The sequence below is a fragment of the Trichococcus ilyis genome, from assembly GCF_900109135.1.
In the GTDB taxonomy this organism is placed as follows: domain Bacteria; phylum Bacillota; class Bacilli; order Lactobacillales; family Aerococcaceae; genus Trichococcus; species Trichococcus ilyis.
Map to the genome: position 1 here is coordinate 1 of NZ_FNYT01000028.1, position 24,860 is coordinate 24,860.

Sequence of the window (24,860 nt, forward strand, 5' to 3'; positions counted from 1 at the left end):
GTTGGGCAATCGAGGTTATCTTTTATGAACAGAAGACCTTTTGGTCATTCGGCAAATATATGGTCAGAAGTAAAAACGGGATTGAAAGCTACGTCAACTTCTTAGCCATTGCCTATAGCGGCGTTCAGCTTCTTCCCTTCAAACAGAAGAAGTATGCTCATTTGAAAACGGAAAGTTCTCAAGTGAAGAAACAACTCGTTGGAATGGCGATCCAGCAAGAAGTATTTTTCTATACTTTCGTGCTTTCCATCGAAAATAGGATTAAATCGTTGGCAATCCTAAAGGCTTATGAGCAATGGGTTGAAGAAAAACACAATTTTTAATTACTTGTAAAGTGGTATAATAAGGATTATGATACCGTTTTTTGTCACCGTTTACAATAGTTTTCTTGCCGTTGTTTTTGGATTGCCGACAAAAATGCAGTACTATATATGTAAACGGTACCATTATCGAAACGGATGATTGGAGTTGATGAAATGAAGGAAGCCATGCTGTACGAAAAATTGGAGGACGGCAGAGTCCGCTGCGGCGTCTGCCCGCATCACTGCATCATCGCTGAAGGCAAGCGGGGCATCTGCGCCGTCAGGGAGAACCGGGAGGGGACGCTGTACGCATTGAACTACGGGAAAGCGATCGCGGTCGCCATCGATCCCATCGAGAAGAAGCCGCTCAATCATTTCCTTCCGGGCACCACAGCCTATTCGTTTGCCACGATCGGCTGCAACCTGCGCTGCCTTTGGTGCCAGAACTGGGCGATTTCGCAGGCATCCAAACCGGATCGTCCGATTTACGGGGAGGACATCAGCCCGGCAGAACATGTGCGGCGGGCGTTGGCAGCCAAGTGCCCTTCCATCGCCTACACTTATACGGAACCGATCATCTTTGTCGAATACGCGCTCGACACGATGAAGCTGGCCCGTGAAGCCGGCTTGAAGAACATCTGGAAAACGGCCGGCTATGCGACGAAAGAGACTTTGGACGCCATCATCCCGTACCTGGATGCCGTCAATGTGGATCTGAAAGGGACTGATGACGAAGTCTACAAAGAATATTGCGGCGGGACCGCGCAACCGGTATTGGACACGATTAAACATTTCCATGCAGCAGGCGTGCATCTCGAAATCGCCACGCTGGTCGTCCCTGGGGTGAATGACCGCCCCGACCAACTGGAACGGATGGCGCGCTTTATCGCCGAGGAAGTCGGCAAAGAGGTGCCTTGGCATGTCAACCGCTTCTTCCCGGGCTGGAAAATGCCGGACACAGCCATCACGCCTATGGAGACGTTGGAAAAGGCCGCGGCGTTAGGGAAAAAATTCGGCCTGCAGCATGTGCACATAGGCAACGCCTGAAAAAGAAGGAATCGTTATGCTGGTTTTTGGCGTCATCAGTCCGCATCCGCCGCTCATCATTCCGGAAATCGGGGGGAAGGACATCGAAAGGGTCAAACGGACAGTGGCGGCTTTGGAGATTGCGGCCGAAAAACTCGCCGCCGCAAAACCGGAGCGTCTGCTCATCATCTCGCCGAATGAAGGCTACGGCTTCGAAGTGCCCATGCATTATCTCGGCAAACAGCTGCCGGCCGATCTGGAGACGGAAATGATTCTGGTGACGGAGCCTTCCTACGAGCACTACTATGAATGGGGAAAGCAGTATGGGGACGCCTGCGACCGGTCGGATCGGCGCACGGCCGTCATCGCCTCCGCCGATCTGTCGCATGTGCTGAAGCCGGAGGGGCCATACGGCTACCATTCGGCAGGGCCGCTGTTGGACAAATTGGTCATCAAAGCTGTGCAGGAAAAGGATGCAGCCCAACTGTTGCGCTTGGATCCCGGGTTCCTCGAAAGGGCGGCGGAATGCGGGCTGCGTTCCATCCTGTTCCTGATGGGAGCGTTCGAAGGAAAGGCGTATGAAGCGGAGGTGCTCTCCTATGAAGGTCCGTTCGGGGTCGGTTACCTTGTTGCCACTTTCTCGTTATCCTGATGCAGAAAAGTAAATTTAGAACAAGAGGCGATTACATATGAAAAAATCATTTTTCACCTCGGAATCCGTCATGGAGGGTCATCCGGACAAACTCTGCGACCAGCTGGCCGATGGGATTCTGGATGCCATTCTGGCCGAGGATCCGTTCGCGCGGGTGGCCTGCGACGTTTCCGCCAGTACCGGTCTGATCACGGTCTTCGGCCAGATCACGACAACCAGTGTAGTGGATATCCCAGCCATAGTGCGGGCCATCATCCAGGATGTCGGCTACACCGACAGCGACTATGGTTTTGATGGGAAATCCTGTTCCGTGCTGATCGGTCTGGACAGGCAATCAGCGGATATCGCCGCAGGGGTAGGCTCATCATTGGAAAACCGGCTGGGGTCAAACGATGAATCGGACCGATTGGGCGCAGGCGATCAAGGGCTGATGTTCGGCTATGCCTGCAACGAGACGGCGGAGTTGATGCCCTTGCCGATCACGTTGGCGCACAAGTTGGCAAAAAAAGTTGCCGAGTTGCGGAAATCAGGGGAGCTTCCTTACCTGAGGCCGGACGGCAAAACGCAGGTGACCGTAGAATATGCGGATGGCCAGGCCAAACGGGTCGATGCCGTCGTCATCGCCTGCCAACATGACGAAGCGATCACGCAAGACCAGATCAGACAGGATATGCTCAGTAAGGTGATCCCGGCCGTCATCCCTCTGGAGCTGTTGGATGACCGGACGAAATATTTCGTCAATGCGACCGGCCGTTTCGTCATCGGTGGCCCTGCCGGCGATTCGGGTTGGACCGGCAAAAAAATCATCGTCGACACTTACGGCGGTTATGCACGCCATGGCGGAGGCTCCTTTTCCGGAAAAGATCCGACCAAAGTCGACCGCTCCGCTGCCTATGCCGCCCGGTATGTGGCGAAAAACGTCGTGGCTGCGGGCTTGGCGGCCAACTGCGAGATCCAGATGGCCTATGTCATCGGGGTGGCCAGGCCCGTTTCTGTCCGCGTCGAAACGTTCGGGACGGCCAGCATTGCCGAGGAGCAGATCGAAGAATTGATCGAAAAACACTTCGATCTTCGTCCGGCTGCGATCATCCGTGAGTTTGACCTGCGGAAACCTATTTACCAAAAGCTTGCCTGCTACGGCCATTTCGGAAGGCCCGAACTGGACTTGCCCTGGGAGCGGACGGACAAAGCCTATTTGCTGGCGGATGAAGCGCAGGATTTGAAACGCCAGACAGGGGATGAATTTCATGGATAGAAAGCAGGTTCGGAAGGAAAAGAGCAATTTGCTTCAGTTGGTCCTGTTCCGCCTTTTTTCAGGTTTGCTTCTGATCGGAGGCATCCTGTTCGCCTTGGCGGGCACCTTCCGCTATTGGCAGGCTTGGCTTTTTCTGGCGGCATTGGCGCTGCCTTTGGTCATGACGCTTATCTTTTTGTTGCGGAAGGATTCTGCCTTGCTGGAAAAACGGATGAACCTGAAGGAACCGCGCAAAGAGCAACGCAAAATTATTCAAATTTCAGGGTTGTTCATGCTCGTGGGCTTTTTCCTGCCGGGACTGGACTACCGTTTTCAGTGGTCCGATGTCCCGATTTGGCTGATTGTTGTCAGCGTCATTGTGTTCGAATGCGCCTACGCGATGGTGGTCGCCGTTTTTGCCCAGAACAGCTATGCCTCCCGCGTCATCGAAATCCAGGAAGGGCAGCAGCTGATCGATACCGGGCTCTACGCCGTCGTCCGCCATCCGATGTATTTGGCGTCCATCATCCTCTATCTGGCCATTCCGTTGGTACTGGGTTCCTACTACGCCGTGATTCCGATGGCGCTGAGCTGTTTAGAAATCCTCGCGCGGATCAAGGACGAGGAGGAGATGCTGAAGGAAGGGCTGCCGGGCTACACAGCCTATACCCACCGCGTCAAATACCGTTTGCTTCCGTACGTTTGGTGATGTTTTGACCGCAAACAAATAACCCTCAAGCTGACCTGCAGCTCAAGGGTTATTTGTTTGCTCACTTGCTAAGATATTCGGCCAGTCCCGCGTTCCGGAGTTTGCAGGAAGGGCATTCGCCGCAACCGCCGGGGACGCCCATATAACAGGTATGGGTATGTTCCTCGATGTAGGCGAGGCAACCCAGCTGATCCGCCAGTTCCCATGTCTGTGCTTTGGTCAGGTACATCAACGGCGTTTCGACGTTGAAATTGTAATCCATAGCCAGATTCAGGGCCACGTTCATCGATTTGACGAACACATCCCGGCAATCCGGGTAGCCGCTGAAGTCCGTTTCGCAGACGCCAAGGATGATGGTGCGGATGCCTTTGGACTTGGCGAAGATGCCCGCCAGCAACAGGAACAGCGCGTTCCTGCCGTCGACGAAGGTGTTCGGATAGTCTTCGGCATCGGCTTCCTCGATTGTCTGCGTTTCGTCCATCAAGGCGTTCGTCGTGACTTTGCCCATGACAGTCGCGTCCAGGATGTGGTGTTCGACCCCGAGATCGTTGGCGATCCAGGCGGCCCGCTCCAGTTCGATGTTGTGGCGCTGGCCATAGCTGAATGAAAGGGCCACGGTGTTTGCCGCACCGTACTTTTGGATGGCTTGGATCAGACAAGTCGTGGAATCCTGACCGCCGGAAAAGATGACCAAGGCTTGTTTTTGGGTTGTTTCGTTCTTGTTTTCCATTTAGCGGTTGTCGACTTTCTCGGGATAGAGATCGTGCTGCGCCAAACGTTGCCAAGCCACGTCTGCCCATTTGGTGTCGGGCTTGCCGTAGTTGCAGTACGGGTCGATCGAGATGCCGCCTCTCGGTGTAAATTTGCCCCACACCTCGATGTATTTCGGCGCCATCAAGGCGATAAGATCCTTCATGATGATGTTCATGCAATCCTCATGGAAGTCGCCGTGGTTGCGGAAGCTGAATAGGTAAAGCTTCAGCGATTTGCTTTCGACCATGATCTCTCCGGGTACGTAGGAAATGTAGATGGTCGCAAAATCGGGCTGCCCCGTCATCGGGCACAGGCTTGTGAATTCGGGACAGTTAAATTTCACAAAGTAATCATTGTCCGGATGTTTGTTCGGAAACGTCTCGAGTACTTCCGGAGCGTAGTCCTGCGGATATTTTGTCTGTTGGTTGCCCAGTTGGGTGATGCCGTTCAGATCGGCTTCATTTCTGCCTGCTGTCATGTCTGTTCCTCCTTGCGCTCATGATTTCAGAAGCGCGCTTTTATAGAAGCGTTTTTCCAGGGCCTGCACCAAAAAGTAGCCGACGAAAGCCGGTACCGATTGGCCGATGCAAAGGCTGACGACAAGCGGCAGGAATGGGATGGCCAACAGCTGCGACAGGTAGATCGGCACGCCGATTCCAGGGATGAAAATGATCGGCAGGATCAGGCACCACTTCGGGAGGTTGTATTTGCGGACAGCGTAAACGAGCGAAGCCGTCACGATGCCGACGAGGGTCCCGCCAAGCATGTCGATGATCCCGAGTCCGCCGAAGAACAGGTTCGACAAGAGATTGGCGAGGCCTGCAGGGATGATCAGGAATGGGTTAAAATAAGCTAGGGCGTAAAGAGTTGTGGCGATGCGGATTTGATATTGTCCAAAAGCGAAAGATTGTGTCAGAGCCATGATGACGATGTACATAGCGATATACATTGCTGATAAAGTCAATTTTTGGGTTTTTGTGAATGATTTTTGCATCGGTCCACCTCCTAATTTTTTTTACAACGCCTTACAGGAATCTGCACAAAAAAAAGACGCATGAATGCCGAGAAGGCCGTCTCTAAGGAGAAAACAAGCCAACTCAAAAAACATTTCTGCGTTTTGATTGCGTGATTCTGTTACCCTAGTTTTATTTAACGACAGGATGGTTACGAACTGTCCCGAATAGTTTAACAAATAACCGAAGAATTGCCAAGTGCGGTTTTCGAAGTTTGTCGACCCAAGTTTGTATAAGGGGGTTCAATTGATTATAATGAAGCTAAAGATAGCGCTGCCAAAAATGCGTGTGAGAGTCAGCAGGTTCAATCAGCAGGAAGGATGGATAAAATGGACTACATCAAGAGCCACATCAAGAAAAGCATCTTTATCGAAGCGCCGCTGGGCAAGGTATGGCAATACGCCGCAAATGTCGGGAATTGGGGAGACATTCATGATGGCCTGAAAATCATCAATCAGATCAGCGGAAACGGCGGGCTGGGCAGTGTCTACAAAGCGGAATACGACATGTTCGGGAAAATGGTGCCGGTGAACATCGAAGTGCAGCAGTCGGAATTGTTCCCCGAGGAATTCGTCATGCGCGCAGCCATCCGGGTGGACACGTTCGATCCGAAGGAAGACTCTTTCGTCCGCCAAAATTACACGGCCAAAGCGGAGGAAGGCGGAACGACCCTGCACTTGGAAAGCATCCAGAATATCCCTTACGTCGATAAGCACAAAACCTTCGACAAAGCAGCGTATCTTGAAAAACGGGATGAGATCGCGCAACAAGCCATTGAACGGATCAGGCTGTTCTGCGAGGAATGACGGCGGGAAAGGAACGGAACTGTCATAAATGTTTCGTTCCTTTCCCATTTTTCTGTTATACTGAAACGGCAAATAAAGTTGAAAGTAGGACAAGATGGATTATACAACATTTGAAGACTTCGCGATCAGCGAAGAAATTGTTACGGCACTGAAGGCATTGCGTTATTTCAAACCGACGGAAGTGCAACAGCAGGTCATCCCGATGGCCTTGCAGAACAAGGACATCATCGTCGAATCCCAGACGGGCAGCGGCAAGACCGTCAGCTTCGGCGTACCGTTGTGCGAAAGTGTGGAATGGGAAGAAAACCGTCCGCAGGCGCTGATTTTGGTGCCAACAAGGGAACTGGCCTTGCAGGTGAAAGAGGACATCACCAACATCGGAAGGCTGAAGCGGATCAAGGCCACGGCTGTCTTCGGCAAGACTTCCTTCGACACGCAAAAATCGGAACTGAGACAGAAAAGCCATATCGTCGTCGGGACGCCGGGTCGGGTATTGGACCATCTGCAAAAAGGCACGCTGAAGGTCGATAAATTGCGCCACTTGGTTTTGGATGAGGCGGATGAGATGCTGAACATGGGCTTCATCGACCAGGTCGAGGCGGTCATTGACTTCCTTCCGAAAGAACGCCAGACGCTGCTGTTCTCCGCGACCATGCCCGATGAAGTGGTGCGTTTGGCCAGTTTCTATATGAAGAAAGACCGCGTTTCAGTGAAAATGGAAAGCGACGAAACGTCCAAACCGAAGATCATGCAATCCTTCATCCGCGTCCAAGCGGAGGGGAAAGAAAAGGTGTTGCTCGATTTGCTGACGGTCGAGAACCCGGACAGCTGCATCATCTTCTGCAATACGCAGGAAGCCGTTAACCGGCTGTACACTTTCTTGAGCAAAAACGGGTTGCCGATCGACAAGATGCACGGCGGAATGGTTCAGGATGACCGCACGGCCGTCATGGATGATTTCCGCAAAGGCAAGCTACGCTATCTGGTGGCTACCGATGTAGCTGCGCGCGGCATCGATGTCGATAACGTCACGCATGTCGTCAATTACGACGTCCCCGAAGAAAAAGAGAGCTTCATCCATCGTACCGGCAGGACCGGACGCGCCGGCAAAACCGGGATAGCCCTGACCTTCGTGACGCCGAAAGAAGAAAGAGGCTGGAAAGAGGTGCAAGAGTTCGCCCAGCTGGACATCGCGGAGATCCAACAGCCAAGCGCACGTTTGGTGCAACGCCAAAAGCCGGCCTTCGAGCGGAAACTGCAGGAACGCCTGGTCGTGAAGCGGGCGCGCAACCGTGAACTGAACAAGGACATCACCAAAGTTTATTTCAACGGCGGCAAGAAGAAAAAACTGCGCGCAGTCGATTTCGTCGGCACGCTGACGAACATTCCCAACGTCGATGCCGATGACATCGGCATCATCACCATCCAGGAAAACGTGACCTACATCGAAATCCTGAACGGCAAAGGTCCGTATGTGATTTCCGAGATGCAGAACCGGACCGTCAAAGGAAAAGCGCTGAAAGTGCATAAAGCAAGGAAATAGACCGGGAAATGATCCGCACACCCGCAGAAAAAGGGTGTGCGGATCGTTTTGCTGTATTCCTTTACGATTTCGGGTGGCATTCCCGACTGCCAAAAGCTATACTAAGATTCAGAAAGTGGTGAACCAATTGAAACCAGTCGCAACGTATGAAGAAATAGAACAGCAACGCGGAGACAAATCGATTTTGTATGTGGATGTGAGGAGCCCTTCCGAATATGCGAAAGCAACCATACCGGGCGCCGTGAATGTGCCTGTCCTGGATGATGAGGACCGGAAAGTGGTCGGAACGCTGTACGTGGCCGGCCGGGTCGACGAAGCGAAAAGCCACGGTATCCAAGCCATATCCCCACGATTGCCTGAGATGTTCCGGCTATTCCAGGAATATGTGAGAGCCTACGACCAAGTCGTCATCTTTTGCAGTAGAGGCGGATTCCGCAGCAATTCGATCTTTTCCTTGCTGAAATCCTTGGGCATGAATGTTTACCGGATGGAGGGCGGCTACAAAAACTACCGCAGCACGATCAACAAGCTGATCCCAGCATTGTTCGAAAGGATCCAGTTTGTGACGCTTTATGGTAACACCGGGACCGGAAAAACAGCCATCCTGGAGGAATTGAAGAAGCGCGGAGCGAATGTACTTGATCTGGAGGCCTGCGCCAACAACAGAGGATCCGTCTTCGGCAACGTCGGCTTGGCCAAGAACCAGCCGCACAATCAAAAAATGTTCGAGAGCCTGCTGGTCGAGAGCGCCGCAACCTGGAAAGCGCCGCTGATCGTCTTTACCGAAGGCGAAAGCAAACGGATCGGCCGGGCTGTATTGCCGCCATCTCTAGTGGAAGCGATGTATGCGGGGGTCAACCTGAACATCGAAGCTTCCTTGGATTACCGGATCGGACAGATCAAAAAGGATTATCTCCACAGCGATGAAGCGGAGCTCATCGCAGCGCTTGAACGCCTGAAACCTTATCTGAATGAAGCGCGCGTTGAAGGCTACAAGGAACAGGTACGCCAGCACGCTTTTGACGCAGTCATCGCAGATCTGTTGGTGAAATACTATGATCCCCGCTACAACTTCAACAAGAAGGAATTTGCCGCCACCTTCCGGAACGAAGACGCCGCAAGGACGGCCGAAGCCATTTTGGAATGGATGAAGCGCAGGAACGATTGATCAACAAAAGCAAAACAGAGCAGCCGCCCGCGAATGGGGTGGCTGCTCTGTTTATGTGCGTATTTTTCAAGAAAGGTACGCGGCATATCCGAGTTTCTGCGTTCGGGTTGTCGGATACTTTCGGTATATCGGACAACCCCCGACTATTATCCTTCTTCGGCCAAGCTCCGCAGCGCTTTGGCGGCATAGTCGATTTCCTCCAGCGTATTGAAGCTGGAGAAGCTGAAGCGGACCATGCCGATTTTCTCTGTTCCGAACGCTTGATGGATGAGCGGGGCGCAATGGGCGCCGGGCCGAACCGCAATCCCGTAATCCATGAAGAGCGCATCACTGAGGTCGCCGGAATCCCAACCCTCAAGATTGACGGAAACGACCGGAGCCCGTGCCGCTGATTCATCAAAATGACCGTAGATTGTGATGCCGGGGATGTCCTTGATCTGTTCCCGGAAGCGGAGAGTCAGCTCCTGCAGCTGCCGGCCGATTGCCGCCAGACCTTTTTGCCCGATGTAATCCAGTCCGGCGGAAAGTCCGGCCAAGCCATGGACATTCTGGGTGCCGGCCTCGAACAGTGTCGGCATCTGCGCAGGGTACTTTTTGTCGAAAGAATGGAAGCCGCTGCCGCCGGTGAAGACCGGAACGAAAACCAATGGCCGGTCGCCGAGACAGATGCCGCCGGTCCCTTGCGGCCCGTAGAGACTTTTGTGTCCGGTGAAGCAGAGCACGTCGATGTGCTGCCCGATCATGTCGATGGCAAGTACGCCCGCGCTTTGGGAAGCATCAACGATGAACAGCAGATCGTGATCGCGGCAGTAGCTGCCAATCCGCTCCAGATCCGCAGCATTGCCAGTAACGTTCGAAGCGTGGTTGACTACGACAGCGCGGGTATCGGGGCGCAGCAGGCGTTCGAAATCGGGATAAAGGAGCGTCCCAAATTCATCGACCCCGACAAAGGATAGGGCGGCGCCTTGTTCCTCCAGTTGGTAAAGCGGACGCAGGACGGCATTGTGCTCCGTAACGGTCGTGATGATGTGGTCTGTCGGTTTCAGCAGGCCTTTCAGGACCAGATTCAGCGATGCCGTTGCGTTGGCCGTGAAAGCGACATTGGACGCATCCGGAACGCTGAATAGGGCTGCTGTTTTCCGGCGTAGGGATTCCGTCAACCGCAAAGCGTTCAGGGAAGCGGTATGGCTGCCCCGGGCCGGATTGCCCAGCTGCCCATCAGCGATGGCGCGGTAGACTGCTTCAGCCACCGCTAACGGTTTTTTCAGCGTAGTTGCGCTGTTGTCGAAATAATAAAGTTCAGTCATGCCAAGCCTCCACGGATTTTTTCCGGTTCTCAAAACTTACTTCGTAGCAGCCGTCGTTGGAAATGGCATGCTCCGTCAACAATAAACGGACCGCATTCAGTTCCTCGAGGTGCGTCTGCAGCACCAAGCCGCAGCCGGCCGAAATCTGTTCCGGCATGGGGATCAATCGGCATTCATGCCCGGCTTCCAGAACAACCGCTTCGGCGGCTGCCGCGGCTTGGGATGTCGGAAAGGCAACGATGCCATAATGTTTGCGGTCGATCATGGGCTTACTGTCTTGCTGGTGCGCAGGATTTCAACAATGCGGTACATGTTTGTGAAGGAACCGACCGCCAATTTGTCCTTCACGCCATAGAATTCTCCGCAGATGCCGCAAGTCAGCACCTCGACGCCGTCTTCCTCCAGCGCTTTAAGGTCGTCCAGCACGGCCGAGCCTGCTGTCGTCAACAGCGCTCCGGCATTGTAGCAGAGCACTTTTTCAGGCAGGACTTCCTGTTCCGTCAGCGAGAAGAGGAAGCTTTTCATCAGTGTGCGGCCAAGTTCTTCACTGCCGTTGCCGATGAAGTCGCTGTTCAATACGACGACATAGCTTGTGCCGAATGGTTCGACTGTGCCGGAAACTTGCTCCGGAATCGGAGTCTGTTCGGCAACAGCAAGTTCGTTGCCGGCTTTCGGATCTGAAAGTTTTACTTCATAAAGGGAATCGTTGATTTTTTCGACCTGGACGATCAGCTTCAGCTGCTCCGCCATCTTGGCGAGGTTCTGCGTGGCGATTTCATTGTCCACGCTGATAAGCACGGTCTCCCCGTTGCTTTCCTTCAAAGCCCGTTTGGTCAGGATGACCGGCATCGGACAAGCTTGTCCGGTTGCATCTATTTTTTTCATGCGCTTTTCCTCCTGGTTAAGACATAGTTTCTTGCTTAATGAACGACTGTGATTTTTTTGTCAGTTTTTTCGGTCACTTCGCCGATGATGCCGCAGGGCAGGCCCAGGGCTTCGATTTCGGCAAGCAGAGCGTTCGCTTCTTCGGCAGGGACACTCACCAGCAAGCCGCCGGATGTCTGCGGGTCGAAAAGGATCTCCTCCATTGCATAGTCATCAATCCGGAAGTCGACATCGGCTCCCAGATGATTGCGGTTGCGCTGTCCGCCGGCTGTGATCAGAAATTCCTGAGCTCCTTGATAGGCTCCGCCCAGGCAAGGCACGCTGTCGGCATAGACCGTCGCGGAACAGCGGTCGCTGACCATTTCCGAAAGATGCCCCAACAGGCCGAAGCCGGTGATGTCCGTGCAGCTGTGGACAGTGTGGTTTTTCAGGACTTCCGCCGCATAACGGTTCAGCGTCGTCATCGAGGCAACGGCCGCATCGAAGGCTTCCTGGGCCATTTCACCGGCGCTGTAGGCCGTTGTAATGATGCCGGTTCCCAATGGTTTCGTCAGCAGCAGGACATCGCCCGGCAAACAGGTGTCATTCCGGTAGATCCGATCGGGATGGACCCGTCCCAACACCGACAGACCGTATTTGGGCTGGGGGTCGTGGATCGAATGCCCGCCGACCAGCACGCCGCCTGCCTCCTGGACTTTCCTGAAGCCGCCTGCCAAAATTTTTCCGAGTATGTCGGTGCTTTTTGTTTCGGGCCAGCAGACGATGTTCATGGCCGTCAGCACTTCGCCGCCCATCGCAAACACATCGCTCAAGGCGTTGGCTGCGGCAATCTCCCCGAAAAGCGTGGCGTCCGCGACCATCGCGGGAAAGAAGTCCAGCGTCTGGATCATGGCCGTCTGATCATCGATGCGGAATACCGCGGCATCATCGGACGAGTCGAAACCGACCAAGAAATCCGGATGCTGCTGTTTCGGAAACTGGCTGAGCAGATCCCCCAAAACGCCGGGGCCGATTTTCGCATTGCAGCCCCCGCAGATAAATAATTCATTTGATAATTCCTGTTGCATATTTTTCACTCCTGTAGGTCATGACGTGTTCACCATCTAATTATATACCACAGGTCAAAGCATCAGGCCGATAATCTGCATATTTTATCATAGAGGGATTAGGATTAGGATTGGGATGGGATGCGGCGTATTTTCTGAGAGAAAAACAGGACGCGGATGTGATATGATGAAGAAGTCATTCCTGATCACCGTTCAGGAATATTCGATTAAAGGAAAAAGATAAACAATTAAGGATGGATGCAAGTGGTTGATAAAGAATTACTGTACGGGACACTAAAAAAATATTTCGGCTACGACAGCTTCCGGGACGGCCAGGAGGAATTGATCACGAACACGCTGCAGGGGAATGACGTGCTCGGGATCATGCCGACGAGCGGAGGCAAGTCGCTCTGCTACCAACTGCCGGCGTTGCTGCTGGACGGCATGACGATCGTCGTATCGCCGCTCGTGTCCTTGATGAAGGACCAGGTCGACAGCCTGCGGGAAATGGGCATCGCCGCGGCGTACCTGAACAGTACGCTTTCCCGGGAAGAATTCCTGCAATTGATGGACGACATGCGCTCCGGGCAGCTCAAACTGCTCTACATCGCGCCGGAGCGGATCGACAACGAATCTTTCATGAATGCGTTGCGCCTTGTGAAGGTGCCTTTGTTGGTGGTCGATGAGGCCCACTGTATTTCGCAATGGGGCAGCGATTTCCGCCCATCCTATCAAGGGGTCGCCCGTTTGTACGATCTGTTCGACAGACGTCCGCGGGTTGCCGCCTTCACCGCTACGGCAACCGAACCGGTCCAGGAAGATATCATGGTCCAATTGCGCCTACAGCATCCGTTCCGGTTGGTGACCGGTTTCGATCGCGGCAATCTGGCGTTCAGCGTGGAAAAACCCGCCGACAAGTTCAAGTTCCTGCTGAAGGATCTCAATCCGAAAGAAGCGAGCATCATCTATTGCTCGACCCGGAAAAACGTCGAATCGGTCCAGAAGAAACTGGAACAAAAAGGCTTTGCCGCGACGCTCTACCATGCCGGCTTGCCTGAACACGAGCGCCAACGCAATCAGGACGATTTCCTCTTCGACCGCAAACCGATCATGGTCGCCACGAATGCTTTCGGCATGGGGATCGACAAGAGCAACGTGCGCACCGTCTACCATTACAACATGCCCAAAAATCTCGAAAGCTACTATCAGGAAGCCGGAAGGGCGGGCCGTGACGGAGAGGAAGCGCGTGTCATCCTGCTGTTTTCGGCGCAGGACATCATCATCAACAAATTGCTGAACAGCCATACGAACGACAGCGAAGCCACCAACAAGCTGAACAAAATGATCAACTATTGCTACACGAACCAGTGTCTGCGCAGTTATATCCTGGAATATTTCGGGGAGACGCCACTGACCGATGATTGCCAGCATTGCTCCAATTGCCTGCGCCGCACGGAACAGCGGGACATCACCGAAGAGTCCCAAAAAATCCTTTCCTGCATCGTGCGGGTGCGCGGACGTTACGGTGCCCAGAAAATCATCGGCATCCTGACGGGCAGCAAACAGAAGGGCATCACCGATTTCGGGCTGGATCAGCTGAAGACGTACGGACTTATGAGCGCCTACAACGAGGCGGAAATCCGTGAAATGATCGGCGTTTTGATCGCGGATGAATACCTGCAGGTGACAGGCGATCAGTATCCGCTGCTCCAAGCCACCCCGAAAGCGATGGAAATCCTGAAGGAAGGAAAAAAAGTCGGGATGTCTTATGCGGTCGATACCGGCAAAGGCGCCGCCAAACAGAGCGGAGGCGGCTTGTACGATACCGGACTGTTCGACCGGCTGCGCAGTGTGCGCACGGAAATGGCGAACGAGCACGGGATTCCTTCCTATATCGTCTTTTCGGACAGCACGCTGCATGAGATGGCCCGCAACTTCCCGACGGATGATGACGGCTTCCTGCGCCTATCCGGGGTCGGCGAAACGAAACTGGAGCGCTACGGTGAAGTGTTCATGGGCGTCATTGCCGATTATCTGAATGAGTTTCCTGATGCCGAAACGCTGCTGCAACAGAAACGGTTGGAGCAGAAAGAGCTGAATATTCACGCAGGCAATCCGGAAACCGCCGAGAAACGCCCGAAACCTGCGAAGAAAAATTACACCGGCACGACCTTTGAGGAAACTTATCGCCTCTATCAGGAAGGCATGTCGGTCGAGGAAATCATCGCCGCCAGAGGATTGGCGCGCATGACCATCGAAAACCATTTCCGCCAGTTGGCCGAGCTGCCCGCCTATGCGATGGAGTTGGCGGATTTCGTCTCGGCGGATCAGACGGAGGCCATAAATCAAGCGATCGACGAATCCGAAGACCAGCATCTGAAACCGCTGAAGGAAAAACTGGGGGACGACTACAGCTATTTCCAGATCGGGATGGTGTTGGCTTTCCGGAAAAGAGCGCAGTCGTAGGATGAATGTGGGAGGATGAGGGTGTGGAATTGTCGAATGCCACTGCAGCATTCGACAATTTCGCTTTCTGCGGATGCAGAATAGTCGAATGTCTTCCGGCATTCGACAATTTCGTCCCATCCACACGCAAATAGCCGAATGTCACTCGTACATTCGGCTATTTTGCCACACCGGCATAGACGCCGCGCCGTCCGCGATGCTTGTGATTTTTTTACGGGACAGGGTTTGGTATAATGAAGGAAAGAGAACGGTTACGTGTTGGCGCTCCAATTTCTGTCGCATGTGGTCCTGCTGGGAGGGATTTCGATGAGAAGGAATGTTTTGATCATTTTGCTGGCGTGGCTCATTTTTGCCGGATTGGCCCCTGCCCGCATCGCGGCCCCAGCCTATTCAACCGAGGCTGGCGCACTCGTCCAAAAAAGTTTGCTGGCACTTGATGCTCCGGCGGCGCAGATGGACGGTGACGGGGAGCTTGCCGAAACCGGCAAAAATCAGGTGCTGAGGCAGACAAGAAGCGTCGCTGCTCTTGCGGGGACGCAGGAACCCACGCTGTCTCCGGCGGCAAGTGGAAATGCGGAATTAGTTTATACAACATACTTACAGAACGCTGGTTGGCAAGCCGAAGTGCGGGAAGGCGCCATCAGCGGCGGAGCGGCTTCGCCGATCGAAGCCATCCAGGTGCGCCTGACCCATTTGGCTGAAGCCGGCAACATTTCCTATCAGACCTACAGGCAGGACAGCGGCTGGTCAGGCTACGCCAAAAACGGTGAAATAGCCGGAACGGCGGGGACCGGCGAAGCGGTCGAAGCCTTGCGATTTAAGCTGACCGGTGCCTTGGCCGGACAATACGACCTCTATTACCGGGTCCAAACGGAGCGCTTCGGCTGGCTCGACTGGGCCACAAACGGCGAAACGGCCGGCACGGACGGATTCCGTTATCCGATCGAAGGGGTCGAGGTCGTCCTGATGAACAAGGAACAAGCCTTTTCAGGCAAGCGTGAGCAGAGTTTCGTCAAACGCACCGATCCGGTCCTCTCCTACGGCAGTTATCTGACCGCTTCGGGCTGGCAGGAGCCGGTCCTCAATCCTGCGCAAAGCGGTTCCCCGGATTCCTCGCAGTCCCTTGAGGGCTTGCAGGCGAAATTGGCTTCTCAACCGTACCCCGGATCGGTCACTTACCGCGCCGCCACAAGCGAGAACGGCTGGTTCGAGTGGACGCAGGACGGATTGGAAGCGGGACTGCCGGGTACGGGCCAAAACATCGAGCGGATCGAAATGCAATTGACGGATGAACTGGCTGCGCATTATGATATCTATTATCAGGTCCATGTGCCGGGGGTGGGTTGGCTTGATTGGGCCAAGAACGGCGAAACGGCCGGGACACAGGGATACGACTATGACATCAGCGCCGTCCAGCTGCAAGTGGTCCAAAAGGATGCGCCAGCGCCCGGGAACACGGCAGTCGCCTTCATGAAGTACGTGCCGAAACCGCCGCCCGCTCCGGTTGCCCCGCCGCTTCCGGCTTATCCGACGGGACCCGATTGGACGGTACAGGAGGGCATCTTCCGGACCAACGCCGGCACCAACTATTATGTCGGCTCCAGCTACATTATCGTCAGCATCGCCTATCAGCGCGTCTGGGCCTACATCGGCAGCCAGCAGATCGTCAATGCTCCGGTCATCACCGGCAGGCCTTCGATGCCGACGCCTAGAGGGCTGTTTGCGATCCAACCGTACAAGGAATCGCCGAGCGTTCTGATCGGCGAAGATTACGAATCGCCGGTCCAATATTGGATCCCGTTTTTGGGCAATGCTTACGGCTTGCATGACGCCTCTTGGCAAACCCAAGGCTTCGGCGGCGACCTTTACCTTTATTTGGGTTCGCACGGTTGCGTAAACACACCGTACTATGCGGTCCAAACGCTTTACAACACTTATTCCGTCGGCACGCCGGTCGTGGTCTATTGACCGAAAGCTGCCGACCAAGCAAAAAAATTTGAACAAGCAGGTGGATACGTGACGAAGAAAAAGATATTGATGATCGGAACGGGCGGCACGATCGCCTCCAAAATAACGCCGAACGGGCTCGATCCCCAGCTGACTTCCGAAGAGATCTTGGCTTTCATCCCCGGCATCTCGGAAATATGCGAAGTCGATACGCTGCAGATCTGCAATATCGACAGCACCAACATCGCGCCCGAAATCTGGGTGCTGATGACCAATACCATCCGGGAAAAGTATGATCAATATGACGGATTTGTCGTCACCCACGGAACCGACACGATGGCCTATACGGCTGCCGCGCTTTCCTATCTGATCCAGGATTCCCCCAAGCCGATTATCATCACCGGGGCCCAAAAACCGATCAATATGGAAATCACCGATTCGAAGACGAACCTTTTCGACAGTTTCCTTTATGCGGCGTCCGATTCCGCCAGCGGTGTCCAGATCGTCTTCAACGGGAAGGTCATCCTCGGGACAAGGGCAAGGAAGACGCATTCCAAAAGCTTCCAGGCTTTTTCCAGCATCAATTACCCTTATTTGGCGATCATCCAGGACGGGCGCGTGATTTCGTACATTAGCCAAGAGAAGGGCGAACAGCCGCGCTTCTTCGACAAACTCGATGCGAAGGTTGCGTTGTTCAAGCTGACGCCGGGGGTGGATTCGGAAATTCTCTCCTACATGCTTGAGCGGAACGATGCCGTCATCATCGAAAGCTATGGCGTGGGCGGCATCCCGTCCGCACCGGAGTACGGATATTTCGAGGCCATCAACCACTGGATCGGAAAGGGCAAGACGGTCGTCATGACGACGCAGGTGCCGAACGAGGGTAGCGACATGGAAATCTACAAAGTCGGGCACGAACTGAAAGCCCGGGTCAACATTCTGGAAGCCTACGACATGATCACCGAAGCTGTCGTCTGCAAACTGATGTGGATCCTGGGCCAGACCCAGGATCCGGCCCGGATTAAGGAACTGTTCTACACCACGATCAGCAACGATATTCTGTACTGACATAACAAAGAAGCAAGGGCGATCCCGAAAATGGGGATCGCCCTTGCTTCTTTGTGTTTTCGGTAACTGAATTTGCGGGTCCGCTGGGGCCAGCGGGTAGACTACCTCCGGTGAAGAAGTGTTCACCGGAGGTAGTCCCACACTCCATTTATCAACTCCGACGAGTACAGCTTCGTCGGAGTTGAGGCTGAAAGTTACCGGTGTCCTCCGGCGAGCTTGCGGCTCTCCGGAGCTGAGCACGGATTCCTCCGGGTCCCCTTATTCCAACTCGAAGGCTCCGGTATACAGCTGGTAATATTTGCCTTTTTCGCCGATCAATTTTTCGTGATTGCCGCGTTCGATGATCCGGCCTTGCTCCATCAGCATGATCACATCCGCATTCTGGATCGTGGACAGGCGGTGGGCGATGACGAAGACGGTGCGTCCGCGCATCAAGGCATCCATGCCGCGCTGGACGATCGATTCCGTCCGCGTGTCGATGCTTGAAGTCGCTTCGTCCAGGATCATGACCGGAGGATCGGCGACAGCCGCCCGGGCGATCGAAAGCAGTTGTTTCTGACCTTGGGAAAGCCCTTCGCCGTCGCCGGCAATGACGGTCTGGTAGCCCAACGGCAGCCGCGAGATGAAGTCATCGGCATTCGCCAAGCGCGCTGCCGCATAGACTTCCTCGTCGGATGCGTGCAGATTGCCGTAGCGGATATTCTCCAGAATCGTTCCGGTGAAGAGGTTGGTATCCTGCAGCACGATACCCAGCGAACGGCGCAAGTCATTTTTCTTGATGTCGGCGATATCGATGCCATCATAAATGATTTTTCCGTCCTGGATATCGTAGAAACGATTGATGAGGTTCGTGATCGTCGTCTTGCCGGCACCGGTCGAGCCCACGAAAGCGACTTTCTCGCCGGGATGAGCATAAAGACTGATGTCATGCAGAATCTGCTTGTCGGGATTGTAGGAGAAATCGACGTCGAAGAATCGGACATCACCGGTCAGTTCCGTATAGCGGACCGAACCATCGGCTTGCGGCACTTTCCAGGCCCAAAGCCCGGTATGGGTTTCGGCTTCCTGCAGTTCGTCGCCGACTTTGGTTGCATTCACCAAGGTCACGGTGCCTTCATCCAATTCCGGCTGCTCATCCATCAGTTCGAAGATCCGTTCCGCTCCGGCCAAAGCCATCACGATCGAGGATACTTGCTGGGAAATCTGGTTGACCGGCATCGTGAAGGAGCGGCTCAACTGCAGGAAGGAAGCGATCGCCCCCAAAGTCAGACCGCCGAAACCGGAGACAGCCATGGCGCCTCCGAACATGGCGATCAGAGCGTATTGCAGGAATCCGAGATTGCCGAGGATCGGCATCAGGATGTTTGCGTAGATGTTTGCGTTCGTCGCGCTCCCGCGCAATTCGTCGTTGAGTTTGTCGAAGCGTTCCTTGGATTCGGTCTCGCGTCCGAACACCTTCACTTCTTTTTGTCCGTGCATCATCTCTTCGATGTAGCCGTTCACTTTTCCGAGTGTCTGCTGCTGCTTGACGAAGTTGACGGAACTCTTGCCCCCGACCGTCTTCGTGACGGTGATCGACACACCGACCATCACCAAAACGATGAGCGTCAGCGGCAGGCTGACAGCGAGCATAGCGGCGAAGACACTGATGATCGTGACCAGCGAGGAGAACGCCATCGGGATGCTTTGCGACAGCATCTGGCGCAGCGTGTCGATATCATTGGTGTAGCGGCTCATGACATCCCCATGCGCATGCGTATCGAAATATTTGATAGGCAAAGTCTGCATGTGCGCGAACAGCTCATCGCGGATCTTTTTCTGGATCCCCTGCGAAATGGTGACCATCAGGATGTTGTAGACGTAAGTCGCCACGACACCGACCAGGTAAATGCCGGCCATCATCACAAGCGCACGGTACATGCTGGTGAAGACAGGATTGGTCACTCCCAATAGTGGCGTGATGTACGCATCGATCAGCGTCTTCAGGAAAAGCGAGCCTGCGACATTGGCAAGCGCGCTGACGAGGATACAGATCAATACGAGGCTGAAAGTGAATTTGTGTCCTTGGGAGATATAGGACAGGAGCCGTCTTGTCGTTTTGCCGGCATCTTTGGCTCCGCGCCTTTTTGGTTGATTAGGCTTCATCGGTGAGTTGTCCCCCTTTTGTTTGTGAATAATACACTTCTTGATAAATGGTGTTCGATGCAAGCAACTCAGCATGCGTTCCGATGCCATTGATGCTGCCGCTTTCCATCACGATGATCTTGTCGGCATCCTGTACGGAAGAAACGCGCTGGGCGATGATGAACTTGGTGGTGTCCGGTAGTTCTTGCTTGAAAGCGGTCCGGATCAGCGCGTCCGTCCGCGTATCCACTGCGCTGGTCGAATCATCGAGGATCAGGATCTTCGGTTGTTTCACCAAAGCGCGCGCGATGCAGAGCCTTTGTCTTTGGCCGCCGGAAACGTTTGTGCCGCCTTCTTCTATATAAGTGTCGTAGCCGTCGGGAAGGCGCTGGATGAATTCATCGGCCTGAGCCTGTCGGGCCGCCTTCATCAATTCTTCATCCGTGGCGAGCGGATTGCCCCAGCGCAGATTTTCCTTGATCGTTCCCGAGAACAGGATGTTCTTTTGCAGCACCATGGCGACTTCGCCGCGCAATGTCTGCATATCATAATCGCGCACATCGACACCGCCGACTTTCACGGTACCACCGGTGGCATCGTAGAGACGCGGGATTAGGTGGACCAACGAGGTTTTGGCGCTGCCGGTCCCTCCGATGATGCCGACCGTTTCACCCGATTTGACGGAAAAGCTGACGTTCTTCAAAGCGAGCTTTTCCGGGTCGTTGGTGTAACTGAAATCGACCCGATCGAAAACGACCGAACCGTCAGGAATGACCATAACGGGATTGCTGCCGTTCTTCAGGTCGCTCTCTTCGCTCAGCACTTCCACGATCCGTTCCGCTGAAGCGCGGGAGATCGTGACCATGACGAAGACCATCGAAATCATCATCAGGCTCATCAGGATCTGGGAAGCGTACGTGATCAGACTCATCAGTTGGCCTGTCGTCATCGATCCGGAGACGATCATGCGTCCGCCCAGCAGGGACAACGCCAGAATGCTCGCATACATCGTGAATTGCATCAAAGGGCTGTTGAAAGCCAAGATTTTTTCCGCTTTGGTGAAATCGGTGTAGATTTTCTTGGAGACGGATTTGAATTTTTCGGTCTCGTGCGCTTCACGGACATAGGATTTGACGACCCGGATGCCGTAAAGATTTTCCTGCACGACCCGGTTCAGCTTGTCGTAGGTGCGGAATACCTTCTGGAAAATCGGGAAGGCTTTCGACATGATCAAATACAGACCGAAGCCCAGGAACGGGATCGCCCCAAGGAATACCATGCCGAGTTCGCTGTTGATGCTCAAAGCCATCATCAAGGAGAACACAAGCATGAGCGGAGCCCGGACCATGATCCGGATGATCATCTGGTAGGAGTTTTGGACATTGGTGATGTCCGTCGTCAAACGGGTGATCAGGCTCGAAGTCGAGAACTGATCGATGTTCGAAAACGAGAAATCCTGGATGTTGTGGTACATGTCCTTGCGCAGATTTTTTGCGAATCCGGCTGAAGCTTTTGCCGCATGCAGACCGGACAGGACCCCGAAACCCAAGGAGAAGATGGTGGAAACAATCAAAATAAGCCCAATCCGGATGATGAAGGGCATGTCGCCTTCGCCCACACCCCGGTCGATGATCATCGACATCAGAAAAGGGATGAGGACTTCGAGGACGACCTCCAAAGTGACGTATATAGGGGCAAGGATCGAGTCCTTTTTATACTCGCGTATGCTGCCCATGAGTTTTTTTATCATAGCATGAATCCTTTCCGTAATGAATTAGTAGGTGATTTTTGAAACATTCGGGACAATCAGCCTTCTGCATTTTTCGCGATCTTCTCAAGAATTTCCAAAAAAGTGACGATTTCTTCTTGGCTCAAACCCTTGGACAATTGGTTTTCCACGGAATCGATCACCTGTTCCGTATTTTCTTTCGCCTGCAATGCCTTTTCCGTCAGCATCATTTTCCGCAGCCTGGCGTCATAAGGGACGGTCTCCCGCAGCAGCAAGCCGTCGCGTTCCATCGTATTCAGGATGCCGGATACGGTCGACTTGCGGATATCGAATTTCTGCTCGAGATCCTTCTGGAAGATGTCCCGCTCGGCGGATTCTCTGGCGATGTAGGAAACGATCGCGAATTGCATGCCGGTCAAGCCATAACCATCATTTTCGGTCAAATGCCTGTTCATAAGGCGCTTGATTTGTTGCCAAAGCGAACGGATCCGGAATCCCAGCAGATCTGTGTTGCTCATTATTTTTCACCACCCATATAGTTCGTGCCCTAACTATATTATGCCTGTTGCAAGGGAATGTCAATCATCTTGCTTACTTGAAATCTTTTTTGTTTACTAATTATACGGGTGGGGGTATAATGGTTTTTGTCGATAAGAAATTCATGCAAAAATATACAGCAACAGGAAGGATAGATACGAATGAGCACACAAGTAACAGATACAACCTGGCAGAGCGAAGTACAAGACGGTTTGACATTGATGGATTTTTGGGCGCCTTGGTGCGGCCCATGCCGCATGCTCGGACCTGTTTTGGAAGAAATCGAAGAAGAGATGGACGACAAAGTGAAGATCGTCAAACTGAACATCGACGAGAACCAAATGACGGCTTCGCAGTTCGGCATCATGAGCATCCCTACGATGGTGTTGTTCAAAGATGGACAGCCTGTGGAAAAACTGACCGGCTACCATCCGAAAGATGTGTTGGTCGATTATCTGGAAAGCAAACTAGCTTAATTTGAATGGAGGCCGTCCCGTTTTTCGGGGCGGCCCCGTTTTTTTTGCTGGTCCTGCCTCGATTCGGTTGTCTGGTCACCTTTCCGCTGTGCTATAATGGGCTATCATGACAAAACGATAAAAAGATGGCGCAAGGCACAGAAAGGGCGGAAGCAGATGGGCGAAAGTACATTGTATCAGCATCAGACACTGGGGGATCTGATGGCGGGGGTGTTCGACGGGACCCTGACATTCGAAGAACTATTGAAGCATGGAGACATCGGCATCGGGACCTTCCATGATTTTGAAGGCGAACTGATCCTGTTGGACGGCATTGCTTATCAAGCGAAAGAGGATGGCTCGATTTCGAGCGTGGATCCTTCGCAGACAACGCCGCATGCAGCGGTGACGTTTTTCCGGCCGGACCGCGAATACGACATCGACCGTCCGATGACGCTGCGGAAAGTGCGCTCGGATATCGTCAAGCGCGTGCGCAGCCGGAATGTGTTCTCGGTTGTCAAGATCACCGGGCATTTCGAATACATGCACACGCGGGCGGTGCCGAAGCAGCAGAAACCTTATCCGCGCCTGATCGAAGCGACGCGCGTCCAACCGGAGTTCGAGGCCTACGATATGCAAGGGACCGCGATCGGCATCTACACGCCGGAGTTGTTCGACGGGGTAGCCAAGGGCGGCTTCCACTGCCATTTCATCAGCGACGACCGCAGATTCGGCGGACACATCCTCGATTACATCGTCGACGAAGCAAAATGCGAGATCCAGACAATCGAAAGCATCACGCAGCACTTCGCTGTCCAGTCCGATGATTTCATGGACAAGGAAATCGACTACCACAACCTGGCCGAAGAAATGGCCGAAGCAGAAGGTTAATCAGAAAAGCAGAAAAAAGCGTTGGACAGGCTCCCGAGACCGGGGCTGCCCAACGCTTTTCAGTTTGTGTAGTTACTCGATTTTTTCCAGGACAACGCGACCTAGTTGCGCCTCGATTTCAGGACCTGTGGCGATATCCGGCGAAAAGGCGGTGGCGGTTCCGGCGGCAACGGCTATCCGGAAAGCTTCCAAAGGGTCGCCGGTTCGGACATAGGTGCCGACGAAGCCGGCCACCATGGAATCACCGGCTCCGACCGGATTGGCGACTTTGCCGGATAATGGCGGCGCATAGATGACTTCCTTCGGTGTGAAGAGCAAGGCTCCGTCACCTCCGAGGGAAACGATGGCATGCTGCGCGCCCAACTCGATCAGTTGTTTGCCGTAAGGGACAACTTCCTGCCAAGTGCTGAAAGTCCGGCCGAAAAATTCGCCGACTTCCTTCTGGTTGGGTTTCACGACCAAGGGGTGGTACTGCAGGCTATTGCGCAATTCATCCTTCGTGATGTCGCAGGCAAAAGGCACGCCTTCGTTGTGAAGGGAGCGGATCAGCTGTTCATAAAAGTCCTTCGGCATGGAAGGGAGCTTGCTGCCCGACATCACCACAAAGTCCTGGGTCGAGATGTCCTCGAAGCCTTTCAGAAAATGGGCGACCTCCTCATCGGTGGCGTTGGGGCCGTAGTCGCTGATTTCGGTATCCTGGTCTGATTTCAGGACGAGATTGATGCGGGTGCGCTCCTTGATCACGGTGAACTGGTTGAGGATATTCAGTTCCTCCATGTAATCACGGACAAAGTCGCCGGTGAAGCCGCCGCGGAAGCCCAATGCAATCGACGGGATCCCGAGTGCTTTCAGGACGCGCGAAACCATGATCCCTTTCCCGCCAGGCGTGATCAGTTCGTCCTGCATATGATGGGAATGGCCTAAAGCGAGATGAGGGACGTTGACGATATAATCGATGGTCGGATTCAGTGTGATCGTGTAAATCATGTGGAACTCCTCCTGTCCTGGATGGCGCGCGGTTCTTTTTGCTTTCAATCAAAGTATAACCTTGTCGGCAGGCAAACTCAAAAAATAGCCTTCGACCTTGGGCAACTGGAGCCGGTCCGGAAAAGGAGCGAAGCATAAGCCGATGAATCGGGGCGGATTTGTGCTAAAATAAGGGGCGATGAGGAAAATTCGGTTATTCAGAAAAGAGTACA

Annotated in this window: 23 protein-coding genes and 1 pseudogene; 13 read left to right on the top strand and 11 right to left on the bottom strand. The window is 53.7% G+C overall.

Features of this window, described 5'->3' with window-relative positions; genetic code table 11:
* The 5 genes and pseudogenes from BMX58_RS14735 to BMX58_RS11670 all read left to right on the top strand — a co-directional run.
* Positions 1-323, top strand: a pseudogene (locus BMX58_RS14735) (IS701 family transposase); the annotation flags it as partial.
* A 153-nt stretch (positions 324-476) separates the two neighbouring features.
* On the top strand, positions 477-1,349 hold the full coding sequence (gene amrS, locus BMX58_RS11655) for an AmmeMemoRadiSam system radical SAM enzyme (protein WP_068624491.1): 873 nt from the start codon (positions 477-479) through the stop codon (positions 1,347-1,349).
* 16 nt (positions 1,350-1,365) lie between these two features.
* On the top strand, positions 1,366-1,980 hold the full coding sequence (amrB, locus tag BMX58_RS11660; protein WP_068624493.1) for an AmmeMemoRadiSam system protein B: 615 nt from the start codon (positions 1,366-1,368) through the stop codon (positions 1,978-1,980).
* A 37-nt stretch (positions 1,981-2,017) separates the two neighbouring features.
* Positions 2,018-3,235 (top strand): methionine adenosyltransferase, encoded by a 1,218-nt coding sequence (gene metK, locus BMX58_RS11665; RefSeq protein WP_068624495.1) that lies wholly within the window; start codon positions 2,018-2,020, stop codon positions 3,233-3,235.
* A complete protein-coding gene (locus BMX58_RS11670) occupies positions 3,228-3,923 on the top strand; it encodes a methyltransferase family protein (protein WP_068624497.1) in 696 nt (231 codons plus the stop codon). Before metK ends, BMX58_RS11670 begins: the two co-directional genes overlap by 8 nt.
* A gap of 61 nt (positions 3,924-3,984) precedes the next feature.
* Here BMX58_RS11670 and queC read toward each other — a convergent pair whose 3' ends face one another.
* From queC to BMX58_RS11685, 3 genes are read right to left on the bottom strand one after another with little or no spacing between them, the layout of a single operon-like run.
* Positions 3,985-4,653 (bottom strand): 7-cyano-7-deazaguanine synthase QueC, encoded by a 669-nt coding sequence (gene queC, locus BMX58_RS11675; RefSeq protein ID WP_068624498.1) that lies wholly within the window; start codon positions 4,651-4,653, stop codon positions 3,985-3,987.
* Positions 4,654-5,154 (bottom strand): preQ(1) synthase, encoded by a 501-nt coding sequence (gene queF / locus BMX58_RS11680; RefSeq protein WP_068624501.1) that lies wholly within the window; start codon positions 5,152-5,154, stop codon positions 4,654-4,656. It lies immediately after the preceding gene.
* A gap of 18 nt (positions 5,155-5,172) precedes the next feature.
* Complete coding sequence (locus BMX58_RS11685) at positions 5,173-5,670, bottom strand: QueT transporter family protein (protein ID WP_068624503.1); 498 nt, start codon at positions 5,668-5,670, stop codon at positions 5,173-5,175.
* 348 nt (positions 5,671-6,018) lie between these two features.
* Between BMX58_RS11685 and BMX58_RS11690 the strand changes: the two genes are divergently transcribed.
* From BMX58_RS11690 to mnmH, 3 genes are all read left to right on the top strand, one after another.
* The gene (locus tag BMX58_RS11690) at positions 6,019-6,495 is read left to right on the top strand and encodes an SRPBCC family protein (RefSeq protein ID WP_068624505.1); all 477 of its coding nucleotides are present in this window, start codon (positions 6,019-6,021) and stop codon (positions 6,493-6,495) included.
* Between the two features lie 94 nt (positions 6,496-6,589).
* A complete protein-coding gene (locus BMX58_RS11695; protein ID WP_068624507.1) occupies positions 6,590-8,038 on the top strand; it encodes a DEAD/DEAH box helicase in 1,449 nt (482 codons plus the stop codon).
* Between the two features lie 127 nt (positions 8,039-8,165).
* The gene (gene mnmH / locus BMX58_RS11700; RefSeq protein WP_162268642.1) at positions 8,166-9,206 is read left to right on the top strand and encodes a tRNA 2-selenouridine(34) synthase MnmH; all 1,041 of its coding nucleotides are present in this window, start codon (positions 8,166-8,168) and stop codon (positions 9,204-9,206) included.
* A gap of 146 nt (positions 9,207-9,352) precedes the next feature.
* Here mnmH and BMX58_RS11705 read toward each other — a convergent pair whose 3' ends face one another.
* Genes BMX58_RS11705 through selD form a run of 4 tightly spaced genes read right to left on the bottom strand, consistent with a single transcriptional unit; the run spans position 9,353 to position 12,465 of the window.
* On the bottom strand, positions 9,353-10,513 hold the full coding sequence (locus BMX58_RS11705; protein WP_068624508.1) for an aminotransferase class V-fold PLP-dependent enzyme: 1,161 nt from the start codon (positions 10,511-10,513) through the stop codon (positions 9,353-9,355).
* Positions 10,506-10,778, bottom strand: a complete 273-nt coding sequence (locus tag BMX58_RS11710) for a putative Se/S carrier protein (protein ID WP_068624510.1) — start codon at positions 10,776-10,778, stop codon at positions 10,506-10,508. Before BMX58_RS11710 ends, BMX58_RS11705 begins: the two co-directional genes overlap by 8 nt.
* Positions 10,775-11,398, bottom strand: coding sequence for a sulfurtransferase-like selenium metabolism protein YedF (gene yedF, locus BMX58_RS11715; RefSeq protein ID WP_068624512.1), 624 nt, complete (start codon positions 11,396-11,398; stop codon positions 10,775-10,777). Before yedF ends, BMX58_RS11710 begins: the two co-directional genes overlap by 4 nt.
* Before the next feature lie 35 nt (positions 11,399-11,433).
* Positions 11,434-12,465 carry a selenide, water dikinase SelD gene (selD, locus tag BMX58_RS11720; RefSeq protein WP_068624514.1) on the bottom strand — a complete coding sequence of 344 codons (1,032 nt, stop codon included), beginning with the start codon at positions 12,463-12,465 and terminating at the stop codon, positions 11,434-11,436.
* A gap of 243 nt (positions 12,466-12,708) precedes the next feature.
* Here selD and recQ point away from each other — a divergent pair, with 243 nt between their 5' ends.
* The 3 genes from recQ to BMX58_RS11735 all read left to right on the top strand — a co-directional run bounded on the left by recQ (position 12,709) and on the right by BMX58_RS11735 (position 17,925).
* Positions 12,709-14,910 (top strand): DNA helicase RecQ, encoded by a 2,202-nt coding sequence (gene recQ / locus BMX58_RS11725; protein WP_239420603.1) that lies wholly within the window; start codon positions 12,709-12,711, stop codon positions 14,908-14,910.
* Between the two features lie 306 nt (positions 14,911-15,216).
* Positions 15,217-16,878, top strand: coding sequence for a L,D-transpeptidase family protein (locus BMX58_RS11730; RefSeq protein ID WP_131814087.1), 1,662 nt, complete (start codon positions 15,217-15,219; stop codon positions 16,876-16,878).
* 48 nt (positions 16,879-16,926) lie between these two features.
* On the top strand, positions 16,927-17,925 hold the full coding sequence (locus tag BMX58_RS11735; protein ID WP_239420604.1) for an asparaginase: 999 nt from the start codon (positions 16,927-16,929) through the stop codon (positions 17,923-17,925).
* 258 nt (positions 17,926-18,183) lie between these two features.
* Here the strand turns inward: BMX58_RS11735 and BMX58_RS11740 are convergent, their stop codons facing one another.
* From BMX58_RS11740 to BMX58_RS11750, 3 genes are read right to left on the bottom strand one after another with little or no spacing between them, the layout of a single operon-like run.
* Positions 18,184-20,070, bottom strand: coding sequence for an ABC transporter ATP-binding protein (locus tag BMX58_RS11740; protein ID WP_068624520.1), 1,887 nt, complete (start codon positions 20,068-20,070; stop codon positions 18,184-18,186).
* Positions 20,060-21,799 (bottom strand): ABC transporter ATP-binding protein, encoded by a 1,740-nt coding sequence (locus BMX58_RS11745; protein WP_068624521.1) that lies wholly within the window; start codon positions 21,797-21,799, stop codon positions 20,060-20,062. The genes BMX58_RS11740 and BMX58_RS11745 overlap by 11 nt, the downstream gene beginning before the upstream one ends.
* A 56-nt stretch (positions 21,800-21,855) precedes the next feature.
* Entirely contained in the window at positions 21,856-22,296 is a 441-nt protein-coding gene (locus BMX58_RS11750; RefSeq protein WP_068624523.1) for a MarR family winged helix-turn-helix transcriptional regulator, read from the bottom strand.
* 180 nt (positions 22,297-22,476) lie between these two features.
* Here BMX58_RS11750 and trxA point away from each other — a divergent pair, with 180 nt between their 5' ends.
* Together trxA and budA are read left to right on the top strand one after the other, a co-directional pair.
* Positions 22,477-22,791 carry a thioredoxin gene (trxA, locus tag BMX58_RS11755; protein WP_068624526.1) on the top strand — a complete coding sequence of 105 codons (315 nt, stop codon included), beginning with the start codon at positions 22,477-22,479 and terminating at the stop codon, positions 22,789-22,791.
* A 156-nt stretch (positions 22,792-22,947) separates the two neighbouring features.
* Entirely contained in the window at positions 22,948-23,661 is a 714-nt protein-coding gene (gene budA / locus BMX58_RS11760) for an acetolactate decarboxylase (protein ID WP_068624529.1), read from the top strand.
* A 72-nt stretch (positions 23,662-23,733) separates the two neighbouring features.
* On the opposite strand, the gene pfkB is transcribed toward budA, so the two are convergent.
* Positions 23,734-24,648 (bottom strand): 1-phosphofructokinase, encoded by a 915-nt coding sequence (gene pfkB / locus BMX58_RS11765; RefSeq protein WP_068624531.1) that lies wholly within the window; start codon positions 24,646-24,648, stop codon positions 23,734-23,736.
* Between the last annotated feature and the right edge of the window lie 212 nt (positions 24,649-24,860).

Coding starts and splice junctions, on each gene's coding strand:
- amrS (WP_068624491.1), top strand. CDS start 477: ATGAAGGAAGCCATGCTGTACGAAAAATTGGAGGACGGCAGAGTCCGC.
- amrB (WP_068624493.1), top strand. CDS start 1,366: ATGCTGGTTTTTGGCGTCATCAGTCCGCATCCGCCGCTCATCATTCCG.
- metK (WP_068624495.1), top strand. CDS start 2,018: ATGAAAAAATCATTTTTCACCTCGGAATCCGTCATGGAGGGTCATCCG.
- BMX58_RS11670 (WP_068624497.1), top strand. CDS start 3,228: ATGGATAGAAAGCAGGTTCGGAAGGAAAAGAGCAATTTGCTTCAGTTG.
- queC (WP_068624498.1), bottom strand. CDS start 4,653: ATGGAAAACAAGAACGAAACAACCCAAAAACAAGCCTTGGTCATCTTT.
- queF (WP_068624501.1), bottom strand. CDS start 5,154: ATGACAGCAGGCAGAAATGAAGCCGATCTGAACGGCATCACCCAACTG.
- BMX58_RS11685 (WP_068624503.1), bottom strand. CDS start 5,670: ATGCAAAAATCATTCACAAAAACCCAAAAATTGACTTTATCAGCAATG.
- BMX58_RS11690 (WP_068624505.1), top strand. CDS start 6,019: ATGGACTACATCAAGAGCCACATCAAGAAAAGCATCTTTATCGAAGCG.
- BMX58_RS11695 (WP_068624507.1), top strand. CDS start 6,590: ATGGATTATACAACATTTGAAGACTTCGCGATCAGCGAAGAAATTGTT.
- BMX58_RS11705 (WP_068624508.1), bottom strand. CDS start 10,513: ATGACTGAACTTTATTATTTCGACAACAGCGCAACTACGCTGAAAAAA.
- BMX58_RS11710 (WP_068624510.1), bottom strand. CDS start 10,778: ATGATCGACCGCAAACATTATGGCATCGTTGCCTTTCCGACATCCCAA.
- yedF (WP_068624512.1), bottom strand. CDS start 11,398: ATGAAAAAAATAGATGCAACCGGACAAGCTTGTCCGATGCCGGTCATC.
- selD (WP_068624514.1), bottom strand. CDS start 12,465: ATGCAACAGGAATTATCAAATGAATTATTTATCTGCGGGGGCTGCAAT.
- BMX58_RS11730 (WP_131814087.1), top strand. CDS start 15,217: ATGAGAAGGAATGTTTTGATCATTTTGCTGGCGTGGCTCATTTTTGCC.
- BMX58_RS11740 (WP_068624520.1), bottom strand. CDS start 20,070: ATGAAGCCTAATCAACCAAAAAGGCGCGGAGCCAAAGATGCCGGCAAA.
- BMX58_RS11745 (WP_068624521.1), bottom strand. CDS start 21,799: ATGATAAAAAAACTCATGGGCAGCATACGCGAGTATAAAAAGGACTCG.
- BMX58_RS11750 (WP_068624523.1), bottom strand. CDS start 22,296: ATGAGCAACACAGATCTGCTGGGATTCCGGATCCGTTCGCTTTGGCAA.
- trxA (WP_068624526.1), top strand. CDS start 22,477: ATGAGCACACAAGTAACAGATACAACCTGGCAGAGCGAAGTACAAGAC.
- budA (WP_068624529.1), top strand. CDS start 22,948: ATGGGCGAAAGTACATTGTATCAGCATCAGACACTGGGGGATCTGATG.
- pfkB (WP_068624531.1), bottom strand. CDS start 24,648: ATGATTTACACGATCACACTGAATCCGACCATCGATTATATCGTCAAC.